Source organism: Cellulomonas sp. EB106-03-03-XG116, from assembly GCF_058792015.1.
On the sequence record NZ_JBYTEP010000110.1, the window covers coordinates 1 to 4153 of the forward strand.

Genomic DNA, 4153 nt, shown 5'->3' on the forward strand with positions numbered 1-4153 from the left:
GGCCGACGGCGCGGGGGCGGCGGGGGTCGCCGACGGGGCCGGCGCGGCGGCCGGGGCGTTGGCGGGCCGGCTCGCGGCGGGCTTGGCGCCACCACCGGCGGGGTAGGTGTCCCGCAGCTTGCGGACCACCGGCGGCTCGATCGTCGAGGACGCCGAGCGCACGAACTCACCGAGCTCGTTCAGCTTGGTCATGAGGGACTTGCTGTCGACTCCGAGCTCCTTGGCGAGCTCGTAGACGCGGACCTTGGCCACATCTCTCCCTGTCTCGGTCCGCCCGGACAGGGTCGGACCGTCGTTAGTGCTGGGTACTCATCGCTGGGTACTCATCGGTGCGTGCTCATCGGGCAGCCATCGGCTCTTCGACCCGCTTTCCCTGTTCGACGGTGCACATGCCACCCCGGCGGGTTGCCCGGGCGGCGACGGTCCTCCTCACGCGACCCCGAGGTGCTCCCGCACCGCGGACGTGTCCAGCGGCCCCGCGAGACGCAGGGCCCGCGGGAACGCACGACGGCGCTCGGCGAGCTCGAGGCAGTGAGGATCGGGGTGCAGCCAGGCACCCCGGCCCGGCAGCGCCCGGCGCACGTCGACCACGACCGCGGGGTCTCCCGCGTCCGTCGTCGCCGCGACCACGCGCAGCAGGACCGACCTCGGACCGGCGTTCCGGCACCCCACGCACGTGCGCACCGGGCCCACGACGGCCCGGGCAGCGTCGTCCGCTGCGAGGGTGTCGGGGATCCGCCTGCTCGGCGAGGAGAGCCGGGCGTCCGGCCCAGCCGACCCCAGTCTAGCGCGCGACGTCACCCGACTCGACCGGCGGCGCTTCCGTCACCGTCGGCCGAGGGCGAACCCGCGGTCTCGGGCGCCCCCTCGTGGCTGCCGTCGGCGCCCTGCGCGTCGGACCGGATGTCGATGCGCCAGCCGGTCAGCTTCGCAGCGAGGCGGGCGTTCTGGCCCTCCTTGCCGATCGCGAGCGACAGCTGGTAGTCCGGCACGACCACGCGCGCGGCGCGGGCCGCCGGGTCCACGACCGTGACGGACAGCACGCGCGCCGGCGACAGCGCGTGCGCGACCATCTCCGCCGGGTCGTCCGAGTGGTCGACGATGTCGATCTTCTCGCCGTGCAGCTCGGCCATGACGGCGCGCACGCGGGCGCCGAGCGGGCCGATGCACGCGCCCTTGGCGCCGAGGCCCTGCACGCGGGACCGCACGGCCATCTTGGTGCGGTGCCCCGCCTCGCGGGCCAGCGCGGTGATCTCGACGTGGCCGTCGGCGATCTCCGGGACCTCGAGCTCGAACAGCTTGCGGACCAGGTTCGGGTGCGTGCGGGACAGCGTGATCTGCGGGCCCTTCGAGCCGCGCGACACGTCGAGCACCAGCGCGCGGATCCGCTCGCCGTGCACGTACTTCTCCGTCGGCACCTGCTCGTGCGCGGGCAGCACGGCCTCGGTGCCGCCGACGTCCACGAGCACGACGCGCGGGTCGCGGCCCTGCTGGATGACGCCGCCGAGGACCTCGCCCTCCTTGCCGCGGAACTGCCCGAGCACCTGGTCGTCCTCGGCGTCGCGCAGCCGCTGCACGATCACCTGGCGCGCCGTGGCGGTCGCGATCCGGCCGAAGCCGGCCGGGGTGTCGTCGAACTCCGGGCCCAGGGAGGTCGTGGTGGGCGGGACGGCGGTCACCGTGCCGTCCTCGTCCTCCGCCGGCTCCGGGGCGTCCGGCGCGGGCACCACGGTGCGCTCGCGCGCCCACACGGTCACGTGGCCGGACCGGCGGTCGAGCTCGACCCGCGCGTCGGCGTGGGCGTCCGGCGTCCGGTGGTACGCGGACAGGAGCGCCTGCTCGATGGCCGAGACGAGCACGTCCAGGCTGATCTCGCGCTCCCGCTCGATGAGCCGCAGCGCCTGCATGTCGATGTCCACGATCAGTCCTCCCGGCCCTGCGGCCCGTCGGGGGCGGAGTCCCCGCCCCGTGCGTCGTCCTTGTCCCGGACCAGCTCCACCTCGACGCGGCCCTCGCGGACCTGCGCCAGCGGCAGGCGGACGGGGTCGCCGATCTTGGCCGGCCGGCCCTTGACGCCCGGCGTCTCGGGCGTCACGACCACCGCGTCCTCCGCGTCGGTCGTCCCGCGCTCCACGTCGACGAGGCGGCCGGTCAGCGACCCGCCGTCCGCCAGGCGGAGGACCACGAGGCGGCCGATGGCCCGCGCGTAGTGCCGGCGGGCGACGAGCGGCGCGGTGGCCCCGCGGCTCGACACCTCGAGGGTGTAGCGGTCGGGCAGGCCGTCCAGGTCGTCGAGCGCCGCCGAGACGGCGCGGGACACGTCGGCGACGCCGTCCAGGTCGACCTGCTCCTCGGCGTCCTCGGGCGCGTCGAGCACGACGCGCACGACGGCCTGGCCGCCCTCGCGGCCCAGCTCGACGTCCTCCAGCCACAGGCCGGCGGCGGTCACCACCGGCTCGATGGTCTCCCGGATGCGCTGCGCGCTGGCGGGCGCGGGCATGTTGACCTCCTGTGTCGGTCCTCGGCGGGGTGCGGCCTCGTCGCGCGCACGCCGACACCGGGGACGTCGACGCTGTGTGGTTGTCGGTCCTGCACGGTGGAGCGGCGCGCGGCGGACCGCGTGCTGCGACCAGCGTACTGACTCCGGGGCGCCGCACCCGCCGGACGGGGCCCGGACCGGGTGCGACGTGCGCGACACCGGCCCCGACGGGGACTTCGGGTCCGGCCCGCGGCCCGGCGGCCGTGGCAGGATCGCCCGCGATGCCCCGCACCGCCCCGCGCCGCCCGTCGCGCCCCGCCCCGCACCCCGCGCCCGCCCGGTCCCGGCGCGCCCGCGCCCTCACCGGGGTGCTGGCGCTCGGCACCGCGGCGCTGCTGGCGGGCTGCGGCCTGCGCCTCGAGACCGACCCGCCCGCCGAGCCCGTCCCCGACGCGACGGAGCAGGTCCGGCGGGACGCCGTGGACGACGCCCTCGCGCTCGCCTCCGCCGCCGAGGCCGCCACCGCGGGCGCCGACGAGGCCGTCGGGGCCGTGCTCGGGCTGGTCGCGTCGACGTCCGACGTCCAGGTGGAGGCGCTGGGCGGGGTGTACGAGTCCGGGCTCGCCGAGGACCCCGACGGGACCCCCTCCCCCACGCCGTCCGCCACGGACCCGGCCGCCACCCCCGCCGACGTCCTGGCGCTCCTGGGCGCTGCCGCGTCCGAGGCCCGCGCCGACGCCCGCGCGACCGACGAGCCGGGGCTCGCCCGGCTGCTCGCGTCCGTCGCCGCGTCCCGCGCCCAGCTGACCGACCGCCTCGCGACCGCGCTCGGCACCGAGGCGCCCGCGGTCGACGCCGAGCCCGAGGACGGCTTCACTGCCGGCGGGTCCGCGGACGGGTCGGGGTCGGGCGACGGCTCGGCGGCGCTGCCGTCGGCGTCCGCGTCGGGGTCGGCGACCCCCGCCCCCTCGCCCACCGCGACCGGCCCGGCCGACGCGCTCGGTGCGGACCTCGACCGCGCCGACGCCCTCGCCCTCGTGCTCGCCGAGGACCAGGCGGGCTACGGCTTCGAGGTCGCCGCCGCCCGGCTGTCCGACGACGCACGCGCCCGGGCCCGCTCCGCCGCCGCCGCGCACCGCGCCGCGGCGACCGCCTGGGCCGAGGCCGTCGGCGTCGCGGGCACCGCGGAGGACCCGCGGCGGGTGGCGTACGAGCTCGACGCCGACGTGTCGACCGCCGAGGCCGTGCGGGCGTTCGCGGCGGGGCTGCTGACCGACCTGGCCGCCGTGCACGCCGACGCCGTGCTCGACACCCGCGCGTCGACCGCCGACCGCACCGCGGCCGTCGACGGCCTGCGCACCTCGGCCGTGGAGGCGCTGTCCTGGGGCGCGACCCCGACGGCGCTGCCGGGCCTGCCGGCCGCGGCGCCCGCGGCGTCTCCGACGCCGACCGCCGCCGCGGGCTGACCCGGCCCACGGGGGCCGGGCGGTCGACGCCTAGGCCTTCCGGCCCCGCCACCGCAGATCGCCGTGGGCAGGGCCAGAAGGCGTAGGCCGTGTCGCGCCCCGGGCGCCCCGCGTCCACCCCGGGCCGCGTGGGGCACTCCGGGCCGGGTCTCTTCTCCACATCTCCGAGCCCCCGAGAAATGGCGCCTGATCTGGGGGGGGGGGTTTT

The 4153-nt window shown here is 77.9% G+C and carries 5 protein-coding genes; 1 reads left to right on the forward strand and 4 read right to left on the reverse strand.

Features of this window, described 5'->3' with window-relative positions; translation table 11 throughout:
* The 4 genes from AC3WUG_RS19415 to rimP all read right to left on the reverse strand — a co-directional run.
* Window positions 1–252, reverse strand: a 252-nt coding sequence (locus tag AC3WUG_RS19415; protein ID WP_492329169.1) for a translation initiation factor IF-2 N-terminal domain-containing protein, incomplete at its 3' end; no start/stop codon positions are given.
* Window positions 253–429: 177 nt separating this feature from the next.
* On the reverse strand, window positions 430–630 hold the full coding sequence (locus AC3WUG_RS19420; protein ID WP_492329170.1) for a YlxR family protein: 201 nt from the start codon (window positions 628–630) through the stop codon (window positions 430–432).
* Window positions 631–797: 167 nt separating this feature from the next.
* Window positions 798–1919: a transcription termination factor NusA gene (gene nusA / locus AC3WUG_RS19425; RefSeq protein ID WP_492329171.1), complete on the reverse strand. Its 1122-nt coding sequence runs from the start codon at window positions 1917–1919 to the stop codon at window positions 798–800.
* A 2-nt stretch (window positions 1920–1921) separates the two neighbouring features.
* Window positions 1922–2500 (reverse strand): ribosome maturation factor RimP, encoded by a 579-nt coding sequence (gene rimP, locus AC3WUG_RS19430; RefSeq protein WP_492329172.1) that lies wholly within the window; start codon window positions 2498–2500, stop codon window positions 1922–1924.
* Window positions 2501–2760: 260 nt separating this feature from the next.
* Here rimP and AC3WUG_RS19435 point away from each other — a divergent pair, with 260 nt between their 5' ends.
* Window positions 2761–3945: a DUF4439 domain-containing protein gene (locus AC3WUG_RS19435; protein ID WP_492329173.1), complete on the forward strand. Its 1185-nt coding sequence runs from the start codon at window positions 2761–2763 to the stop codon at window positions 3943–3945.
* Window positions 3946–4153: the final 208 nt, after the last annotated feature.

Bases quoted from the DNA above. Each gene is read 5' to 3' on its own strand.
- rimP (WP_492329172.1), bottom strand. From the start codon at position 2,500: ATGCCCGCGCCCGCCAGCGCGCAGCGCATCCGGGAGACCATCGAGCCG.
- AC3WUG_RS19435 (WP_492329173.1), top strand. From the start codon at position 2,761: ATGCCCCGCACCGCCCCGCGCCGCCCGTCGCGCCCCGCCCCGCACCCC.